At 52.0% G+C, this 18,375-nt stretch carries 18 protein-coding genes; 3 read left to right on the top strand and 15 right to left on the bottom strand.

The window, feature by feature from the left end; genetic code table 11:
• The first annotated feature begins 4 nt into the window (after window positions 1-4).
• A complete protein-coding gene (locus tag ACOSDM_RS00290; protein ID WP_420722461.1) occupies window positions 5-1,153 on the top strand; it encodes a DUF1116 domain-containing protein in 1,149 nt (382 codons plus the stop codon).
• A 7-nt stretch (window positions 1,154-1,160) separates the two neighbouring features.
• Here ACOSDM_RS00290 and ACOSDM_RS00285 read toward each other — a convergent pair whose 3' ends face one another.
• Window positions 1,161-1,553 carry a Rieske (2Fe-2S) protein gene (locus ACOSDM_RS00285; RefSeq protein WP_420722460.1) on the bottom strand — a complete coding sequence of 131 codons (393 nt, stop codon included), beginning with the start codon at window positions 1,551-1,553 and terminating at the stop codon, window positions 1,161-1,163.
• Here ACOSDM_RS00285 and ACOSDM_RS00280 point away from each other — a divergent pair.
• Window positions 1,544-2,290 carry a phosphoribosyltransferase gene (locus ACOSDM_RS00280; protein WP_420722459.1) on the top strand — a complete coding sequence of 249 codons (747 nt, stop codon included), beginning with the start codon at window positions 1,544-1,546 and terminating at the stop codon, window positions 2,288-2,290. The two genes, ACOSDM_RS00285 and ACOSDM_RS00280, sit on opposite strands and share 10 nt — an antisense overlap.
• Window positions 2,291-2,325: 35 nt before the next feature.
• Here the strand turns inward: ACOSDM_RS00280 and ACOSDM_RS00275 are convergent, their stop codons facing one another.
• The 8 genes from ACOSDM_RS00275 to ACOSDM_RS00240 all read right to left on the bottom strand — a co-directional run bounded on the left by ACOSDM_RS00275 (window position 2,326) and on the right by ACOSDM_RS00240 (window position 10,477).
• Window positions 2,326-3,042 carry an ABC transporter ATP-binding protein gene (locus ACOSDM_RS00275; RefSeq protein WP_420722458.1) on the bottom strand — a complete coding sequence of 239 codons (717 nt, stop codon included), beginning with the start codon at window positions 3,040-3,042 and terminating at the stop codon, window positions 2,326-2,328.
• Window positions 3,035-3,793, bottom strand: coding sequence for an ABC transporter ATP-binding protein (locus tag ACOSDM_RS00270; protein ID WP_420722457.1), 759 nt, complete (start codon window positions 3,791-3,793; stop codon window positions 3,035-3,037). Before ACOSDM_RS00270 ends, ACOSDM_RS00275 begins: the two co-directional genes overlap by 8 nt.
• On the bottom strand, window positions 3,790-4,764 hold the full coding sequence (locus tag ACOSDM_RS00265; RefSeq protein ID WP_420722456.1) for a branched-chain amino acid ABC transporter permease: 975 nt from the start codon (window positions 4,762-4,764) through the stop codon (window positions 3,790-3,792). The genes ACOSDM_RS00270 and ACOSDM_RS00265 overlap by 4 nt, the downstream gene beginning before the upstream one ends.
• Window positions 4,764-5,624 (bottom strand): branched-chain amino acid ABC transporter permease, encoded by an 861-nt coding sequence (locus ACOSDM_RS00260; RefSeq protein WP_420722455.1) that lies wholly within the window; start codon window positions 5,622-5,624, stop codon window positions 4,764-4,766. Before ACOSDM_RS00260 ends, ACOSDM_RS00265 begins: the two co-directional genes overlap by 1 nt.
• Window positions 5,625-5,736: 112 nt before the next feature.
• Window positions 5,737-6,951: an amino acid ABC transporter substrate-binding protein gene (locus ACOSDM_RS00255; protein ID WP_420722454.1), complete on the bottom strand. Its 1,215-nt coding sequence runs from the start codon at window positions 6,949-6,951 to the stop codon at window positions 5,737-5,739.
• A 337-nt stretch (window positions 6,952-7,288) separates the two neighbouring features.
• On the bottom strand, window positions 7,289-8,122 hold the full coding sequence (locus ACOSDM_RS00250) for a phytanoyl-CoA dioxygenase family protein (protein WP_420722453.1): 834 nt from the start codon (window positions 8,120-8,122) through the stop codon (window positions 7,289-7,291).
• 16 nt (window positions 8,123-8,138) lie between these two features.
• Window positions 8,139-9,347 (bottom strand): amino acid ABC transporter substrate-binding protein, encoded by a 1,209-nt coding sequence (locus tag ACOSDM_RS00245; protein WP_420722452.1) that lies wholly within the window; start codon window positions 9,345-9,347, stop codon window positions 8,139-8,141.
• A gap of 530 nt (window positions 9,348-9,877) precedes the next feature.
• Window positions 9,878-10,477, bottom strand: coding sequence for an AMP-binding enzyme (locus ACOSDM_RS00240; protein WP_420722451.1), 600 nt, complete (start codon window positions 10,475-10,477; stop codon window positions 9,878-9,880).
• A gap of 28 nt (window positions 10,478-10,505) precedes the next feature.
• Here ACOSDM_RS00240 and ACOSDM_RS00235 point away from each other — a divergent pair, with 28 nt between their 5' ends.
• Complete coding sequence (locus tag ACOSDM_RS00235) at window positions 10,506-10,736, top strand: hypothetical protein (protein ID WP_420722450.1); 231 nt, start codon at window positions 10,506-10,508, stop codon at window positions 10,734-10,736.
• A gap of 691 nt (window positions 10,737-11,427) precedes the next feature.
• Here the strand turns inward: ACOSDM_RS00235 and ACOSDM_RS00230 are convergent.
• The 6 genes from ACOSDM_RS00230 to ACOSDM_RS00205 all read right to left on the bottom strand — a co-directional run bounded on the left by ACOSDM_RS00230 (window position 11,428) and on the right by ACOSDM_RS00205 (window position 18,281).
• Window positions 11,428-12,111, bottom strand: a complete 684-nt coding sequence (locus ACOSDM_RS00230; RefSeq protein ID WP_420722449.1) for a GntR family transcriptional regulator — start codon at window positions 12,109-12,111, stop codon at window positions 11,428-11,430.
• A gap of 11 nt (window positions 12,112-12,122) precedes the next feature.
• The gene (locus tag ACOSDM_RS00225; protein ID WP_420722448.1) at window positions 12,123-13,010 is read right to left on the bottom strand and encodes an alpha/beta fold hydrolase; all 888 of its coding nucleotides are present in this window, start codon (window positions 13,008-13,010) and stop codon (window positions 12,123-12,125) included.
• 95 nt (window positions 13,011-13,105) lie between these two features.
• Window positions 13,106-13,708 carry an amino acid synthesis family protein gene (locus ACOSDM_RS00220; RefSeq protein WP_420722447.1) on the bottom strand — a complete coding sequence of 201 codons (603 nt, stop codon included), beginning with the start codon at window positions 13,706-13,708 and terminating at the stop codon, window positions 13,106-13,108.
• A 139-nt stretch (window positions 13,709-13,847) separates the two neighbouring features.
• Window positions 13,848-14,885 carry a glycosyl hydrolase gene (locus ACOSDM_RS00215; protein ID WP_420722446.1) on the bottom strand — a complete coding sequence of 346 codons (1,038 nt, stop codon included), beginning with the start codon at window positions 14,883-14,885 and terminating at the stop codon, window positions 13,848-13,850.
• Window positions 14,886-14,929: 44 nt separating this feature from the next.
• On the bottom strand, window positions 14,930-16,873 hold the full coding sequence (locus tag ACOSDM_RS00210) for a TRAP transporter permease (RefSeq protein ID WP_420722445.1): 1,944 nt from the start codon (window positions 16,871-16,873) through the stop codon (window positions 14,930-14,932).
• Between the two features lie 235 nt (window positions 16,874-17,108).
• Entirely contained in the window at window positions 17,109-18,281 is a 1,173-nt protein-coding gene (locus tag ACOSDM_RS00205; protein ID WP_420722444.1) for a TAXI family TRAP transporter solute-binding subunit, read from the bottom strand.
• Between the last annotated feature and the right edge of the window lie 94 nt (window positions 18,282-18,375).

Here is an 18,375-nt window from a genome sequence, read left to right as displayed (position 1 = left end):
AATTGTGTCTCATTCTTCTGCAGCCACACAAAAATCCTATAAAAAGCTAATCGCCGTCGTGCCGATGCTGACCCGTATCGCACGGCTAAAAGAACTGGTGCCAAGCCTCCCGGACCGGACTCTGCTGCATGCCGGTCCCCCTTTCGCTGATCTGTCGGACCTACCGGCCCCCATGCGCAATGCCATCACGGCGACGGCGCAACTGGAAGGCTGGGCAGAATCTGAATCGGAAATGCTCACCCATTTGCGGTCCGGCCAATTGCAACTGCGCCCCGCGCAAGATTTTGGGGTGGTAACGCCCCTGGCCTTCATCGTTGGTCCAAGTGTCTTCTGCGTTGAGGTGACCGACCGTACCAGTCCCCAGAACAAGCGCGTTTCGCCCTTAAATGATGGCCCATTGCCCTATGCATTGCGGCTGGGCAACGGACATCCAGACGGCCTTGCCCTGCTGCGCCGACTGACGGATCCTATTGGCGCAACATTGGCAGCGGCGCTAACGGATGCGGTTCCATTGCTACCAATACTGGACTATGCCTTACGGCATGGCGATGACCTTCACGGCCAAGTTGCCGCCACGCAGGCCCAAATACGAGACATTTTCCCGGAGTCATTAGAGGATGAGGCCGCGTCCTATCTGGACAAGGCAAACCAGTTTGCCCTGAATATAATTATGGCCAGCAGTGCGCTGATGATCGGTGCTGGGGCCGGTGTTGCAGAAAGCAATATGCTGGTCGCCTGTGGCGGAAATGGCCAGAATATGGGGTATAAGGTAGCGTCGGATCCTGAGGCCTGGATCACGCGTCCCGCGCTGCCCCCGATTGGACCAAAATTTAACGGACAGGAATTCGCCAGCGCGCTACCCGCAATCGGCGACAGTGCCGTGATCGACGCACTAGGCTTTGGCGCGGCTTGCCTGCGGACAACGCCCAGCCTGGCGGAGTCCTACCGCGACCATGTACATCCAGATTATTTCACACCAGCCGCACATGCCCCTTTTATCGGGCCGCATCCCGCGCTTTCCGACCAAAGCGTTCATGTAGGACTGGATCTGACCCGCCCGCGAACCTGCCTAGGGATCAATCTGGGTATGGTCGAGAGCACCGGCAAAGCTGGTCTGATTGGACGGGGCGTTTCCCCCTGGCCCGAGGATTGAGTGATTGTCAGATAGAGGGGCGCTTTGTGGACAGAGGAGAGGCCAACGCAACGGTTCCTGCCGCATCAACCCGGAGAGTGTATTGGCGCAAGGCGGGCAACATCCAGCCGGGCCCACAAACCCCATCGCGAAGATCAAAACACGCCTTATGCTGGGGACAATGGATCGATCCTGCCGCGACATAACCCTGGGCCAGTCTGGCAAATTGATGCGGGCACAATCCTTGATACGCGACGACCTCTCCGTCCACCTTCAGCAGGATGACAACAGTATCTTCGACGATCACTTCTAGCGGCGTGTCGGGAGACAAATCCGCAAGGGATGCTACCGGGCACCATTCGCCATCACCATTGTCCATCACATCACCGAATTCTGAAAAGAGTGTATTCCATGAGCTCAACGCCATCACCAAAGTCAGATTTTATCATTCCAACAACCACATTCTGGCAAGACCTGATACCGGCTGGTGATCCGAAAGCCGTGCAGGCCGCACCGTATCGCTATGGCTATCCAGCCCTCATGCCAGACAAGCGGGCCTTGTTGTTGCCGCTGCGTAAACTGCCAGAGGGCGACCGCGCCGTTGCCTCCCTGATCGCAAATCAAGCCAGCTTCTCCGTCATCAGCGCACTGACAGACGCGATGGCCGATATTGCAAAATCAATCAATCCAGACCAGATCGTGGGCCTGCCCACCCTTGGCCTGGCCTTTGCGCCCATGATTGCTGAAAAACTGGGGCATTCCCATTTTATTCCTTTAGGCTATTCCCGGAAATTCTGGTACTCAGATGACCTGTCCGAACCGGTCTATTCAATCACTAGCCCCGACCGCAGCAAAAAAATATATCTCGATCCCAATATCCTGCCTCGCCTGAATAAAAAGCGTGTGATCATTGTGGATGATGCAATCTCCAGCGGGTCCACAATCCTCTCTGTCTTGAGACTGCTGCACCGTCAGGATTGCGAAGTCATCGGCATTCTGGTTGCGATGCGCCAAGGTGTTTTGTGGAAAACCACCCTGGAGCAAGAGTTCCATGGATCATCCGCCCTGGTCAAAAGTGTGATCGCCGCACCGCTGTTTGAACATCAGGCAGACGGCTGGTTCCCCATTCCCGAAACAATCGACACAACAGCCCAATAACATGGGCCTTTCAGAACCTGCTAACTCGAGGCGGGTTAGATTCCCATATAGGCTTCTTTGATTTTGGGATCATTGCCCAGTTCCGCCGTGGAACCCGAAATCGACACACGCCCGGTCTCAATCACAAAAGCGCGTTTCGCAATTTCAAACGCGGTCATGACATCCTGCTCCACCAACAAGATGGTCAGGCCCGACTTGTTAATTTCCAACAGCGTATCCCCCAAACGGTCAACCAATCGCGGTGCCAGCCCCAGTGAGAGTTCATCGATCATCAAAAGCCGTGGCTTTGACATGATACCACGACCGATCGCGCACATTTGCTGCTCTCCACCAGACATCGTTGTCGCATCCTGGGTGGAGCGTTCCTTTAGAATCGGAAACAGGTCATAGACAAAGGAAAGGTCTTCGCGAATGGATTCACGGTCATCGCGCAGATAGGCGCCCAGCATCAGGTTGTCCTGAACTGACAGGCCCTTAAACAAGCGCCGCCCTTCTGGAACATGGGCGATCCCTGTCTTCAAAACAGCATCGGGCAAACAGCCAACCAATTCCTGCCCGTCAAGCTTAATGCTGCCCGCCGTTGGCTTCACGATGCCTGAAATTGTATTGAGCAGCGTGGTTTTCCCCGCACCGTTAGAGCCTACGATACAGGCGATCTCTCCCTTCTCAACGGAAAGGGAGATATCCCAGAGAACCCGCACGTCGCCGTAACCCGCCTCTATTCCATTAATCTCTAGAAAAGATTCAGGCATGATGAGACTCCGCTTTGACTCGCGCTGCAAATTTGGACCCCAGATAGGCTTCAACAACTTGAGGGTCCTCAATAACCGTTCTTGGATCCCCTTGGGCAATCAATTCCCCATGGTGTAAAACCAGAATCCGTTGAGAGATCGAAAGCACGACCTTCATCAAATGCTCGATGATCAGAATTGTGACGCCTCGGGCGGCGATCTTACGGATCAAATCCAGCGCCCCATCGATTTCAGTGGCGTTAAGGCCCGCATTCACCTCATCCAGCAACAGAACTTTCGGGCGCATGGCTAGGCTCTTTGCCAGTTCCAGACGCTTGCGGTTTGGTAAAGCAAGAGAGGATGCCGCCGTATCGGCCACATGGTCCAGGCCAACGAATTCCAATTCTTTGCGTGCAAGCTCCATTGCCTCCTGCACAGAGGTGGATCCGCCCCCAAACAAGGCCCCGGCCGCAACATTCTCCAATACCGTCATTTTGGGAAAGGGTTGGACGATCTGAAATGTCCGTGCCAGGCCCCGTCTTGCGGCCTGAAAGGCCTGCTGGCGGCTGACATCTTCACCGGCAAAAATCACTTTTCCCGATGACAGCGGATGAACCCCGGTAATCAAGTTGACCAAGGTGGTCTTTCCCGCCCCATTGGGCCCTATCAGCCCAATAATTTCACCTTCAACGAGGCTGAAAGATACATCATTAACCGCGTGGATGCCGCCGAACTGCTTACCGACATTCTCCAGTCTGAGGATCTCAGTCATGAACCTTCTCCTGGTTTTTGAGACCGCGTGGGAAGCCTTTTCAAAATCGCGGCATAAAGCTCAAGATACTGAATTTTCAACAAACCGTTGGGCAGGAAGAAAATCAGGAAGACAATAATGCCGCCCAGGATCGCACGGTTCCATTGCAGGAAGTTTGCCCAGAAAACCTCTTCCAACAGAATGAAAACACCCGTGCCCAGGACGGGACCCAACAAGGTTCCAGCGCCGCCAAGGAGGACCATTACCGGCACCTTTAAGGTCAGCAAGATGGAAAAACTGTCCGTGGGATCGATATAACCAACCCAGGAGGCATAAACCGCCCCGACAGCGCCGCAAAACACAGCCGACAAGGTATAGGCAACAATCTTGAACGCTGTCGTGTTCACGCCAACCATATTCGCCGCGTCTTCGTTCTGGCTGATGCATTTCAGACCAAACCCTAAACGAGACCTGTCCACATAAACTGATGTCAGGAATGCCAGTACCAGAATTCCAAGCATCACATACAGAACAAGACCAGCGACCTCCTGCGGGTTTCCCTGCAGCAATGGAACATTCAGACCGTCGCCCCCACCTGTCAGACTGCCCCAAGACGATGTAATCAACCGTGTCAGTTCAACAATGGCAATGGACCCAATGGCGAAATAGTGACCCTTCAGGCGCAGAATGATGGCCCCCAGCAAGGCTGCAAAAACCGCAACGAGGAGTGTTGCAAACAACCAGGCCAGCACCAACGGCACCCCATTGCGCTGGGCAATGGCTCCTGCATAACAACCAATTCCAAAAAAGGCTGCCGTTGAAAAGGACGGATATCCCGTGAACCCGCCGATAAAGTTCCAAGAGACGGCCATGACGGAAAACATTGAAACAGATATTGCGATCCGGATCGTATAGTTATCCGCGAGAAGCGGCGTCGCGGCAATCATAGCCACCCACAACGCAAAGGCGCCGAAGCATAAAAGCTGTTTCATTACTCGTATCCCTTAACACCAGCAATACCGGTCGGTCGCACAATCAACAGAAACAACATCAAGAGAAAGCCAACTGTCGTCGCATTTTGCGGCCCGATCGTGAAGCCGGCGATGCTTTCAATCAGCCCCAGCGCGATGCCGCCAATCAGCGCACCGGGCACACTGCCCAAGCCGCCAATCACGCAAATGACAAAGGCTTTGCCAAGAAATGTTCCAGTCAGGTTTGTCGTGATGGGAAAGACCATAGAGAAAATCGCCCCGGCCGCCCCAGCCATCAAGGCCCCAATCCCAAAGGTAATGGCATAGACGTGATTTACGCGAATGCCCATCAATGTGGCGGCCTGACGATCCATGCGTACAGCGACAATGGCACGACCAATCTTGGATGCCCGCATCACCAAGAACAGGATGCCAGTCAACAACAGCGCCAACCCCATTCCCAGCAAGCGATCCACCGGCAGATAAAGGTCGCCTAAATTCAAGGTTCCTAAATCCAATGTCACACGGCGTGGTGTCGCCGTGAAAAACACCGTCATCAAGTTATAGAGGATCATGTCCAGACCAAAGGTCAGCGTCAGGGTGGTCAGAACCGGCGCCATAACGACCTTATTGATAAAGAAATACTGCAGCCCATAGCCCAGGCCGAATAGAATGATCGTAATGATCGGCAGGACCACAATGGGGTTCACCCCCGAATACTGCCACGCAAAGTATGTCAGGTAGCCACCGAGAATAATGAAAGACCCATGCAGCATATTGATGATGTTAAGCACGCCCCAAACCAACGAAAAGCCAATCGCGATGCAGGCATAAAGCGAGCCCAAGACAATACCATTAAGGAGGATTTGAAGAATATCCACAATGCACGTCCCGATCTGATCTTATGTGGCGAAAGAAAATTTAGCCCTTTGCGGAGAGGGGACGGTTTTGTCTCCAAAATCCGCCCCCAATCTGTCCCGCAAATTGCGCGCTTTAGTCGATCATTTTCAGATCAGCGTTTTTGATCGATTCAGGATACAGGACTTTAATTTCTTCGCCCTGGACCTGAATGATTGGCATTTCACGCCCCTGATTCATCCCATTATCACCGAAATCAATCGGGCCATAGAATGTCAGGATGTCGGTGGCTGCCAAGGCATCCCGAACCGCTTGCTTGTCTTTTGAGCCAGCAGCCTGAACGGCACTCACCAGAACATCCGCAGCGGCAGCACAGGAGGCATGAACATAGTCCGGATCGGACTCATAAGCAGCGGTAAAGTCAGCATAGAAGGAAGCTGTCGTGCTCCATGGGCCCACCGCATCGGTGTAGGCGGTTGAATGGTGCCACCAGGTCGAACTGGTCACGCCATCCGCAAGGTCGCCCAAACCTTCGGTGAATTCACGATAGGCAGGGCCCGTCACCATCGTGATGATCGGGGACGTTACGCCCATATCCGACAACTGCTTACGACCCAAAATAAGATCCTGGGTATAACCCGTCATGTACACCCAGTCCGGGTTCTCCGACTTAATGGCAGAGACTGCAGCCGAGTGATCCATTGTCCCAACGGCATAAAGCTCATTATAGACAACATCCAAACCGCCAGATTCAGCAGATGCGGCTAAGGCACTTGCCATAGCTTTCGGAAACACGTCATCGCGGCCATAGATCGCCACAGTCTTCAGATCAGGTTTTTTTTCCTTGAAAAATTCGACCATGGATTCGGTCATACCGGTGTTTGGCGCAAGCGTGCCAAAGAGATACTTAAAGCCTTGGTCATAGACCGACACTGAGGATGCCACACAGGCCAGCATTGGGACCTGATACCGTTCTGCAACCGCCGCAATGATCTTCGTATGACCAGAGCCAAATGGCGCCATCAGAACATCAACATTGTCATCGGTAATCAGTTTTTCGGCCAATTGCCCGGCGCGCTTTCCGTCCGTCTGATAATCATACTCGACGAATTTGACCTGCATTTTCTTGCCGTCGACATCAATGCCGCCAGCAGCATTGATTTTGTCCAGCCACAGCTTCCAAACATCCTGCTGCTTCTTACCTTCATCGGCCAGACCACCGGTCAGCGCCAAAGGCGCCCCAATGACCAGCACATCATCCGCAGCCACGGCTGGCCCAGCAGCACTCGCCATCGCAATGCCCAAGGTCAAACCCGCTATCTTCAATCCATTTTTGAGTGTCATAGTCATGTCCACCACATCCTTCCTGTTCAAAAAAATCCCAAGACAGCCTTTTGAAAACAGCTGTTCCGGGCTCAAATAAGCAAGGGTCATGCCAAAGTCGTAACTATAACTATTGTAACTACATTTTTAAAAATAGCTCGGAACAACCACCTGAATTTGTCTAATTTTTAACCACCAAAAACACAGCCGATTAAATATTAATCAATCTTTCGAAGCGAGAGAAGACAAAGAAAAAACCCATGCCAAAAAAAGAAGGGCGGTCGGAATAACGCCGAGCCGCCCTCTTTAATTTTCCCTGGAATACCTGTTGGTCAGGGAGTTCTGACGCCCGCCACCTGACTGTTTAAAGGCGACCAGCTTTCGCCGCTTGCTGCACCTCTTTGCTTTGATACTTCGACCACATACTGGTCAGAAAATCGAGCGAGAGCGGGTCGAGGTCATAACGGGGTAAAGGATCTTCATCCCAATGCCCATATGTGTCTTGTCCCCGCACACACAGCGCCGTGCGACGGCCCAGAGTCGAACCAACATGCGCCCCAATGTAAAAGAAGGCCAGTCCGATCCGACGATCGTCCGAGTAATTCCCCAAGCTGCCATGCGCGGTGCGTACATGATGCATGGAAAATTCACCGGGGTCTAATTCCAGGTATTTGGCCTGGTCATCATCGACACCGCGAATGGTTTGACCCTTAGCGAGCAGATTCTTGGGATCATAGGTTTCATCATGTTCAAAATCCTCCCCCAGATGAGAGCCCGGCAGCACCCGAAGGCATCCGTTCTCTTTATTGCTAGGGGTGAAGGCCAACCAAACAGTCACAGAGTCATTCGGTGTCAGGCCGTAATAGGCTGAATCCTGATGCCACGAGACGAACTTGTCACTGCGGGCCGCCTTCGCAAACATTGATGATCCAAAGAGTAAGATATCTGGTCCCAGAAGTGATTCAACGGCATCCAGGATCAACGGGTTCCTCGCCAAATCAACCATCCAGGGAGAGGCAATATGCGCTTTGATCTTCATGCGCTTATTACAATCCTCCTGGAGTGTCTCCTCCATCGCTTCCAAACGACGGCGGCAATCCTTCGCATGGGCCTGCGTGATAGCACGCCGCTTCAAAAAGTAGCCGTCTCGTTCGAAGTCTGCCACTTCTTCTGAGGTCAGATATCCACTCATCATCATGCTCCCAAATACCGCGTTATTGGTTCAAACGCATTTCTGCCGTCGCCAGATTAGCCGGGGATAGAATTACCGGTTTGCCATCCTGAATCTGAATGATCGGCAAGTTGCGGTTATCATTCAGACCATCTTCCCGGAAACTGATCGGCCCATAGAATGTTTCGATATCCAGGTTCTGCAATGCGGTTCGCACAGCATCACGATCCAACGTACCGGCCGTTTCAATTGCCTTCTGCAGGGCGATCAGCGCGGCAGCGGATGAGGCATGAACATAATCGGGTTCTTCGCCAGAGGCCTTAACAACCGCGTCATAAAATGCCTGTGTCGTCCCAAACACATCATCTCCAGAATAATCTGCGGAGTAATGCCACCAGGTCGCACTGGTCACATTTTCAGCCAACGGACCAAGGTTCTCAACAAATTCACGATAGGCCGGGCCCGTGATCATGGTCACGATCGGGGCATTGATGCCTTGCTCTTCCATTTGCTTGCGGACGAGAACCAAATCACCGGTATACCCCGTGACATAAATCCAGTCGGGCTTGGCCGCCCGCATACCAACCGTCGCTGCGGAATGATCCAGGGTTCCAACAGGATACAGCTCCTCGTAGACCACCTCAATGCCTCGGGCCGTGGCAGCTTTTGACATCAGGCTCGCCATGATTTTCGGGAAGACATCATCCCGGCCATAGATCGCCATTTTCTTCAGGTCAGGCTTTTTCGCCGTGAAGAGATCCAACATACCATCAATCAGACCGCCGGATGGGGCCAATGTACCAAACAGATTTTTGTACCCTTGATTATGCACCGGCTCCGAGGACGCCACAGCAATAATAGGAACGCCATACCGTTCTGCGACACCGGCCGTTATCTTGGTGTGCCCTGACCCAAACGGGGCTGTCAGGAAATCAACTTTATCATCAATGATCAGTTTTTCCGCCAACTGCCCGGCCCGTTTCCCATCGGTCTGGTAGTCATAGGTGATAAGTTCGACAGGCATCATCACGCCACCGACATCAATACCACCCAGCGCATTGATCCGCTCAAGCCACATATCATAGGCCAGTTTTTGCTTGGCCCCTTCCGACGCCAGGCCACCCGAAAGAGCCAAAGGCGCGCCAATTTTAATGACACCGTCTTCAGCACCGGCATGCCCCATCATTCCAAGGGTCATGACACTAAGAGCAATGGCGCCCCGCTGGAGCCGCCGCACAAAACCTTGTCCCATCTTTATCCCAACCTTCCTGTTCATTTTGTTTGGGAAGCAATCTTCTCGAAGCTTCCTCTGGACAAAATGACGCAAGAGATATGCCAAAGTCGTAATCATAACTATTGTAACTACTTATATAAAATTTTCAGGACGAACGACCGAGAAACTGTATAAATTCCAACCATAAAAAATCGGCATCGCTCAGAAAATAGACAGCGCACGCCATGTAAAAATCTGCGTTCTTTGGCGCATTCGATGATGTTTTGGAAAGTGCGTGAGACTGGACTTGTAACGGTTTGGTTCCGGTCACTTGAGATTATATACTTGAAAAACCCATACTATATACGGTACCGCGCGGACTAGCTCCTGAGTAAGGTCTAGCTTCTTAAGAAAATCTGCATGCAATGCCGGTCCTATACCCCCTCATGACGGAGTGTACTAAGATAATAATGCCATGGCTTACGAGTATCAGATTTGTTTAAGCCCCCTAGAGTGACGTTATCTGCCCAAGATTGGTGCGCACGAGACATCCTAAAACCTATGCGTGATCACCCATTATCATCTGGCAAACCTTTCAATAAAGCTTCCTTAACGTCCTTCTTTGTAATCTTTCCATATGCAGATTTTGGTAAGCTATCCCAAAATACGACTTTCTTCGGCATTTTGTACCGTGAAATTTTGTTTTCGAGCCAAGCGAGCAGATCAGCCTCTTCAAGCGAACACCCCTGCCGGCAAACACATACAGCGACACCTGACTCGCCCCAGGTTGGGTCGGGCATTCCAACGATCGCAACTTCTACGATGGAAGGATGGTTTAGTATCTTTTCCTCGATTTCCTTCGGGTAAACATTAGATCCACCTGAGATGTACATATCTGAAGCACGCCCCGTAATGTACAGAAACCCTTCGGCATCCTGATACCCAATATCCCCGGTGACAAACCAGCCGTTCCTAAACGCCTTCTGATTGGCTTCCGGATTATTGTAATATCCTGCAAAGACCGCCGGGCCACAGACGCAAATGTCTCCGGCTTCACCAGGTGGCAATTCCGTTCCAGTGGCATCTTGAATGCTAACCTGCATGCCCGTGCGTTCAAATCCACAGGTGCCAATCTTAACGTCTGTCCCATAGGCGCTGACGTCAAACATCTTAACGCACAAGGTGATGCCCGGTGTCGTGCGTATATCGACGGGGGCTTGGTATGATCCTGATCCTGAAACGGGACTGGAGCGTCATGGGAACCCCAATGTCTTAACCCTGGACCTTGGCACCTCTTCGCTGTCTCAAGGATGTTCGGCACATACATGTCTGGTTGAGGTGCGCGGCCCTGTAAAAGAAGCCATTGCAACACAGGCATTTGTTTTACCGGCCTTACAAAGTTCCAGGTTAAAAAGCAATGCGATCTGATATCTAGGAGCGTCATAAACTCACAAAGAACACCGATTTCCACCTTTTAACCTCAAGCCATGACAGCTTTCTAACACCCCTGTCTGACTGGACAAGAAAAGAGAACTGAGAAAATTCTTGATATTATTGTAAGCGAGCAAATTCAAAATGTATTGAATAATGGTACAAAAGGCTGGAAGGCGTGGTAAAAACCTAAACCTACAATAACACAACCACTTGATTTAATTTATATATTATCAACTCAATTCGAATCCCCCTCTCTCCGCCATTGCTAATCACAAGTTAAGAATATTAATCAATCTATTGGTTTCACGATTGGCCACGCCCAGTTTTCCATTGTCTGGCCAAGCCAAAGCCGTTGCGAAAGAAAATTCACTGATTTGTGGCGACTATTCAACCAAACCAAGCCAATTGAGTGGCCCAACAATCTACATTTTTGAAAAGTTCTTGCATTTAGAAGGCACAACACCTGCCAACAAATCCATTTCTGTCAGATTTGGCTTTTCATTGTTTTTGCTCCCCTATTACAACTATAAATGCAAGAACGGTCTAGCAGCAACAGTTCTAGGTCTTCGATTTTGGGTATGGCGCTAGGAGATTTTCCGCATTCCAGGTGTTTCCACCGTCTCTTCCCACATACCCTGTCACAGAAGAAACAACATCTTTGAAGCACTTTGCTACCTTTATCAAACTACCTGTTGTTTTTTTCCATCGCATCACGCGCAAATTCTCGGGCATTGTGGATATGCTGAACGGCGGCACCGCGCGCACGGTCTGGATCGCCGGTCTTTAGGGCAGTAAGAATGGCAGCCATTTCTTCCAGGCTCTGCTTTGGGCGTTCTGATAAAGACATCGACCGTGACCGCAGCAAATTGATGCGCGCCAGCAAGCCACGCAGCAGCTCCGCCAGCAGCGCATTCCCGCAGCCGTTTAAAATCACGTCATAGAATGCATTGGTGGAGTCCAGTAGTTCACGGCGATCATAGGATTCCGTCACGGCATGCTTAAAACGCGCCAGAGCGACTTCCATTGCAGTGGTTTCTTCAGGGGTTATCTTCTGGGCGAAAAGGCTTGCGGCCTCCCCTTCCAACAATTCGCGGACCGTATAGATCTCCTCAGCCTCGGCCCAGGTAAGCTTTGCGACAGAGGGTCCCTTATAGGGTTCAATATTGACCAATCGCTCCGCTTCCAACTGACGGAAAACCTCCCGAACAGAGGTTCTGCTGACACCGAGCCGAGTACACATGTCGCCTTCAACCAAACGCTGACCCGGCACCAATCCCCCCGTCAAGATTTCGTTGCGCACCGTCGTCAAAACAAATTCCCGAACGGTCCCAACTTTCTCATTTTCTTTTTTTGCTGAACTCGGCTTCATATTCTGGGTCCCTACCTGCCGGCGTTTTCTTCTAAAAATGGGTCAACTACTTTCATAAAGTCGGTCAGGTTATCGTCATGCACATAGTGACCCGCCGCCGCGATCTCGTGCATGGCAAACCGGTCGTTCCGTTCACAAACCGCCGTCGCCGTCTCCAATTTAAGATAATCAGATTTTGCCCCCCGCAATATAAGAGCCGGACAATCCACCCGATCAACACTGGGCCAAAGATCTGGTGCACCGCGCCCGTCCGCCGGAGAAATGCGACAGGCAGCAATCCCCGCCTGATCGTGTTTCCAGACCAACTCGCCTTCCAACTCCTTTAATGAGTTTTTTACACGAGATGCAATCGCCGCGTCACTAACATTCGGACGTGCCGTGCGCCAAAAGGCCTCTGCTTCATCCCAGCTAGAAAACGCCATTGGTGTTTTCTTCAACTCTTCAAAAATGCGCGCAACACCGGCACTTCCAGGATTTGCCGCACCAGGCCCGCTGTCTTCAAGGATCAGCGACACCACGCGATCTGGATGACGCCCTGTATACATAAGGGCATTTGCACCCCCCATGGAATGCCCCAGCAGATGAACCCGCTTGAAGTTCAGGGCATCAATAAATGCCTCCAGATCGGAGACATATTGGTCTGTATAATAGTTGCGGTCAGGGTCCCAATCGGTATCGCCCCGACCGCGCTGATCCAAGGCAACAACGTAGCACCGGTCCTGCATTTTGTGGGCAATCATATCGAAGGTTCTGGCATATCCACGCAAACCGTGCAGACAAATCAAAACAGGCAGGCTGGGATCCCCCCAGGTCACATAGTGGAATTGCATGCCCTTAATATCGACAAAGTGATCGTCTCCTGTGTTTTGCACATCATGGCCTTTTTGACCAATCGACATCGTTTCCTCCTAAATACTTCGAGACTTATAAATTTGAACCAGGCGCATGCTCGTTAGAACAGGCTATTTGCCCATGTCTGACCAAGCCATCCTGATCAGACCAAGCCATCCTGGCCCTGAACATCCGCAACATCCAGGCCACCCAATCGTGCATGTAGTCGGCCCCGGGTCGCAAATGCCCATATGATGATGACTTCATCAGCATTGGGACCATCATTGAACTGCGCGGAGACGGAGTCATAGTGAGACCGCACATAAAGTGCATCCTTATGCGCCAAAGGAACGTCAATAATCGTACCTGGTGCGCCGCGCTTTCCTGTGGACGGCACCCAGGATTTTGCACCCCCAATTCCGTCACGCACCGGATTGGCAGCCGGATTGGTCAACAGAGCATTGCCATGCTCATACTCACCAGATAGACCGACCAAACAGGCCTTACCATAACTTTCGATCTGATGACCTTGAGCGGCTTTTTCAATGCGGCGGGCAAACTCACGCCCAAGGTCCGGCGAAGGGTCGATAAATGGAGACAAGTCCTCAACATATTCCCCGGCAAAGGGATTGTGGAGGCAGGCGGCAAGAACAAACTTGCGCAATGGCTCACCATCAGCAGGCGCACCGTTCTCAGTGGCCAGCGTATCTTCCATTTGCAGATACCATTTACGAATGTGAAAAGCAGAAAAATTGGGCGTCTTCATTGACCGACAGTATCCTTCTTAGGGTCAGATATATCTCCGGCTGGAGATAGAAACAGGGGGTGCCAAGGTCCCTTGGCAATACGCTGATGTAACGGCTCCCCCTTTCCTCTTTGGGCAGGCATGGTTCCTTGAACCTGGATCAGGCAATCGATTGCGGATGGGCCTTTACCTCTGCAGCAAAGGGAGTCCAGGCAACCGCCGTGATTTCGCTGAAGTCACGCCATTCCTTAAACCAGCTTTTCCCGCCATCGACGGAGCGCAGCAGATGGCCATATTTTGTACCGGCAAACAGAAGATCTGGATTGCTGTCATGGGCCCCAAAAACCCATACCGTTGAATTGGGGGGCGTGTGCAGCGTTGACGACACCCAGCTTTCACCCCGATCCACCGACCGATAAATCTTGGTCCGCGTTCCGGGTGTGCCGTCGCCCATAGCCACCAGCATTGCGCTGCCCGCAGGATCCAGCAATTGAAGCGTGCGCGTATAGTACAGATTATCAAACCGGTCCTTAGATGCCTGACCACGCCATGTATTGCCATCATCGGTGCTTTCCCAAACAGAGTTGACCGTTGCGACGAAATACTGTGTGGGCGCCCCCTCTTTAGCCGCCGCTATAGCAATACAATGGATGTCAGAATTGCTGATGCCGCTTTCAGGGGTATCCACTCGGGACCAGGTTTCCCCGAAATCCGTGCTTCGCCAGGCACCGCCCTCTTCAACACCGAACCAAACCTCTCCATCTCGTTCGGGATGGGCGCAAATTGTTAGGATGCGCGGGCGGTTCACGCCTTGGCAGAATTCCGGCAATTCGACGCCAAGGTCTTTCCAGGACGCACCCCCATCGTCAGAGCGATACATTCTGCCCCGCGATGGCGCGCCAGTGCCCGCATAGACGACTTTGGGATCGGTTTTGCTATAAGCGATGGCCCAAACGGTCATGCCATCCATCGGCGACGATACTTTATCGAAATGAACGCCCCCATCGACGCTCAGGCACATGCCAACATCGGCCCCGGCCAGAACGCGTGTGGGGTTCTGAGGATCGACGGCGAGACTGCGGACGGTACCATCGAATTCAATGGCTTCCTTCAGGCCCAACCGATGCCACGTTGCACCATCGTCCGCGCTGCGCAGAATGCCTTGTCCGGCAGTAGCGACAAGAATTGTTCCGTCCATAGTCAATCACTCCTCTTTCTTCTCAATTATGCAGACGGCCTAAGTTAACGACCGCTGTTTTCTATTGTAGAGACCTTCGAAACCGTGAGTTTCAAATCCTGTGGCTCTAGCCGTGAAAAGCGGCTTGCAACGACGCCCAAGATGGCAAGCACAGCGGCAAAGCCAATTATCTCCCAATTTGAAAGGGCGATAACCACCGTGTCGCCAGGCAGCGCCATTGCCAAACCACTCAGGAACAGTAAGGCACGGGCCAACCAGCCCAACAGGCTGTTCTTTATCGTGCCGATCCAGAATAAATGCCCCTGCAACCCTGCAGAAATGAGACCGACTCCAATGACGGCACTGCAAAAGACAGTGGCAACCTCTGAAAATGACCCCTGCCCGATCAAAGCTGGATTCAAGACAAAAAAGAACGGCACGAAGTATATGATGCTCCCCAACCGCATCGCCTCAAGACCAGTCCTGAAGGGATTAGCACGCGCAACCGAGGCAGCGGCAAAGGCACCAATGGCAACCGGCGGCGTGATGAAGGAGATCATCCCCCAATACAGCATGAACAAATGGACGGCCAATGGGTCCAACCCATTGCTGGTTAATGCTGGCGCCAAAGTTACGGCCAGAAAAAGATAGGCCGCAGTAACAGTCATGCCGATGCCGAGTATAAAGCTGGTGATCGCCCCCATTACTAACAGCAAGATCACGGAATCGCCCGCTATTGCGACGAGTTGATAACTGAGACTGCCAATTTTCCCCGTCAACATCATGGACCCGATCACCAAACCAACACAGGCCAGCAAGGCGGTCAGTTCGGCAAACAAAGTACCCATTCCGATGACGAACGCTTCCAACCGTGCCCAAGTCCAGCGATGCTTTTTAGAGAACTGATTGATGATCAGAAGTAGAGCTGTCGCGACATAAGGTGCCTGTGATTCACGCTGAAAATAAACCAGCATGATAATCAAAAGGACAAATACAAAGACGAAGTACCAACCCTCCCGCATGACCTGTCCAAATTTTGGAACCTCTGCGTCCTCCAGACCTTTCAAGCCATTTCGAGCGGAATAGGCATCAATCTGAAGAAACAGTCCTAGATAGAACAGAAGGGACGGGATAATCGCGGCAACAACGATATCTGAATAGGGAATCCCTAAGAATGTGGCCATGACAAAGGCGGTTGTTCCCATGACGGGCGGCATCAAGACCCCCCCAGTTGACGCGCACGCCTCAACACCAGCGGCATAGCTACCACGGAACCCAACGCGCTTCATTGCCGGAATGGTCATCACGCCCGTTGTCATCACATTGGTAATGACACTGCCGCTCATCGAGCCCATGAGACCCGAAGCAAAAATCGCAACCTTTGCAGGGCCACCACGGCGACGCCCCAACAAAGAGAATGCCAAATTCAGAAAAAATTCACCACCCCCTGTGTATTGCAGCGCAACACCAAAAATCAAAAACCCAATAACGATCGTCCCCAACGCTGTCATTGGGATCCCAAGAATACTTTCACTGCCAAATATGTGGAATCCGGCAGTTGTCATAGGCGAGATATTAGGAGCTGACAGAAACCCTGGCGCAATAGATGAATACATCGGGTATGTCGAGGCCAGCAAACAGACGACGAAGACAGCGTTTCCGCCGGCCCTTCGACAAGCCTCTAACACGAGCCCCCACAGCACAAATGCAAGAATTTGTGCATATACGGGCGCATCATATTCCCAACCAATATCAACGATATCATTCGATAGAAATGTAAAGTAGGCGCACACGGCCAGCGTGACTGCGGCCAAGATCCAATCCCACCACGGAACGCGATGCTCCAATGCCCCAAACGCCGGAAACAACAAAAATACGAGAGGCAATAGTGCAGCAAGTAGGAAGTAAAAATACTGCGTCTCTAACGGCACATAAAGTCCGAGACGATTCCCCAGTCCAAATATGATGTAAATTGAGGCAAAGGCGGCGCCAATCGCAGCGGCGATCAACCACCAGCGGGTAAGACCTCTTAATTGGCGAACCCGTTCTGGGACTGAGTCTGATGAAGACGGTGCCAAGGAAGGGCTGGTTTTTACAGAGTGATCGGACATTTAAATTTCATCCTAACTTAGTCATTCCGCTGGCAGCGAATTATCTTCCGTTTCCAACATCCCACTAACCCCACCGATCAGGAGGCGCCAGACCGATCAAATCGGCCAAAGCACCTCCCGACAGGCCAGGGGATTACCAATCGCGGAAAGGAACATCCAAGCCGGCTGCATCCAACGCATTTGCACGCGTTTTCTTCCAAGCCTCAGTGAAAGCGTCGTCGTCCAAGCTCATGTCCATTGATGCCCAGGCATCCTGCAGAACCTCGATACGGTGCAGCAGCTTTTCATTGTGCTTGTCATTCTCTTCCGTCCACATGCCTTTTTCCCGGAAGTACTTGATCGCACCCGGCTGGAACGGGAATGCAAACTTCAGGGGCTGCTGAGACAGGCGATAGCCACCCATGCTAGGCGCGCCATCCTTGATGCCGTCATAGTTCTCCATGACCGCTTTGGTCAGGCTATACGCGGTCTGATCGTCAAGGTTTTCCGACCCCACAAAGATTGGATAGGGATAGTTAACACCTTCAAAAGGCACCTTGCCTTGCGAATTTGAATCAACCTCAATCCCCTGCTCGACAAGGGCTGGCGTCCATAGTGGCTGTACGGCACGCGCCCGCTTCCAACCTTCCTCATCATCCGCAGGAACCGAGACCCAGAAAATACCACGGGGCGACGCTGCAATCTGATTAAACACACTGGTAACAGTAGCACCCCATGTCGCATCAGCCTGGCCATTAATAATAGCATCTGCCGCTTGCTTCCAGCCTGGCACAACAACCTGTTCAACATCATCCCAGGTCAACCCTGCGAATGCCAAGAAAGCTTCAGCATTAATATTCTGAGCGGCCGCGCCCTTGATATAGACGATGCGCTTGCCGCGATAATCGGCCAAGGTTTTAATACCGGAGTCTTTCGTGGTCACCAATCCTTGACCAATCGTCGTGGTCAGATTGTTGAACAGATTATACATCTTCTGAGGGCCCCATTTCTTCACACCGAAGCCCATAGCGCCTTCTTGTGCGAAAAGAGCCGTGATCCCACAGGCGCAGATTGAGGTCTGCTTTTCCCGAATTGGAACCAAGCGCGCAATATCATTGTTGCCAGGGATAACACGCAGTGACGTACCATATTCCTTTTCCAACATCTGCCCGATCGCAACAGATTGCGCATAGGCTGAAGATGATGTCGTCAACGATGTCCAGGATAGGTTTTTTGGCAAGGTCACATCGTCCGCAAATGCGGTGCCGGATGCCACGGCAATCGAAAGAGAAAGAGCTGCTGTCGCAGCCTTCATGTACTTCTTCATAGTCTCCGTCCTCTCTGTTTAATGTGACTCGTCTTTCAACTATCTCAGAAAACCCGATGGGAGATTCTTGCTTTCGTGCCGCCGATCTGCCTTA

This window comes from Hwanghaeella sp. LZ110 (assembly GCF_048892525.1).
Taxonomy (GTDB): domain Bacteria; phylum Pseudomonadota; class Alphaproteobacteria; order UBA8366; family Aestuariispiraceae; genus Pacificispira.
Note: the sequence above shows the minus strand (reverse complement) of the source record. Positions and strands in the feature narration are given on the sequence as shown.

What these genes read in the sequence shown, in the direction of transcription:
- ACOSDM_RS00240 (WP_420722451.1), bottom strand. Translation starts at nt 10,477, where the DNA reads ATGTTTGACGTCAGCGCCTATGGGACAGACGTTAAGATTGGCACCTGT.
- ACOSDM_RS00245 (WP_420722452.1), bottom strand. Translation starts at nt 9,347, where the DNA reads ATGGGACAAGGTTTTGTGCGGCGGCTCCAGCGGGGCGCCATTGCTCTT.
- ACOSDM_RS00265 (WP_420722456.1), bottom strand. Translation starts at nt 4,764, where the DNA reads ATGAAACAGCTTTTATGCTTCGGCGCCTTTGCGTTGTGGGTGGCTATG.
- ACOSDM_RS00250 (WP_420722453.1), bottom strand. Translation starts at nt 8,122, where the DNA reads ATGATGATGAGTGGATATCTGACCTCAGAAGAAGTGGCAGACTTCGAA.
- ACOSDM_RS00270 (WP_420722457.1), bottom strand. Translation starts at nt 3,793, where the DNA reads ATGACTGAGATCCTCAGACTGGAGAATGTCGGTAAGCAGTTCGGCGGC.
- ACOSDM_RS00230 (WP_420722449.1), bottom strand. Translation starts at nt 12,111, where the DNA reads ATGAAGCCGAGTTCAGCAAAAAAAGAAAATGAGAAAGTTGGGACCGTT.
- ACOSDM_RS00255 (WP_420722454.1), bottom strand. Translation starts at nt 6,951, where the DNA reads ATGACTATGACACTCAAAAATGGATTGAAGATAGCGGGTTTGACCTTG.
- ACOSDM_RS00275 (WP_420722458.1), bottom strand. Translation starts at nt 3,042, where the DNA reads ATGCCTGAATCTTTTCTAGAGATTAATGGAATAGAGGCGGGTTACGGC.
- ACOSDM_RS00220 (WP_420722447.1), bottom strand. Translation starts at nt 13,708, where the DNA reads ATGAAGACGCCCAATTTTTCTGCTTTTCACATTCGTAAATGGTATCTG.
- ACOSDM_RS00205 (WP_420722444.1), bottom strand. Translation starts at nt 18,281, where the DNA reads ATGAAGAAGTACATGAAGGCTGCGACAGCAGCTCTTTCTCTTTCGATT.
- ACOSDM_RS00280 (WP_420722459.1), top strand. Translation starts at nt 1,544, where the DNA reads ATGAGCTCAACGCCATCACCAAAGTCAGATTTTATCATTCCAACAACC.
- ACOSDM_RS00225 (WP_420722448.1), bottom strand. Translation starts at nt 13,010, where the DNA reads ATGTCGATTGGTCAAAAAGGCCATGATGTGCAAAACACAGGAGACGAT.
- ACOSDM_RS00215 (WP_420722446.1), bottom strand. Translation starts at nt 14,885, where the DNA reads ATGGACGGAACAATTCTTGTCGCTACTGCCGGACAAGGCATTCTGCGC.